General features: G+C 45.2%; 1 protein-coding gene. It reads right to left on the bottom strand.

Translation table 11 applies throughout. The annotated features are described in order from the left end of the window. Positions 1-50: 50 nt before the first annotated feature. A partial coding sequence (locus tag SB775_RS34535) for a permuted SH3 domain-containing protein (protein ID WP_486360752.1) occupies positions 51-228 on the bottom strand: 178 nt, incomplete at its 5' end.

Raw genomic sequence — 228 nt, 5'->3', positions numbered from 1 at the left:
GGCGGAAAGAATCCCCGCCCCTTTTCCTATATTCGAACTGGCCAATTTGCTTACTTTTGGATACTGGTTTTGCTTCCATCCTGCAAGAGCGTTTGACCTTTTACTACGATCTGATCCCCTGCGGAGAGTCCATTCGTAATTTCAATCGAATCACTAGAAGATTTACCGGTTGTTACTTCTGTCAGCTTGGCAATCTCTCCCTCCAGCTTAAAGACGTAACGTTTTCCA

It is taken from the genome of Peribacillus sp. SIMBA_075 (assembly GCF_046534585.1).
Note: the sequence above shows the minus strand (reverse complement) of the source record. Positions and strands in the feature narration are given on the sequence as shown.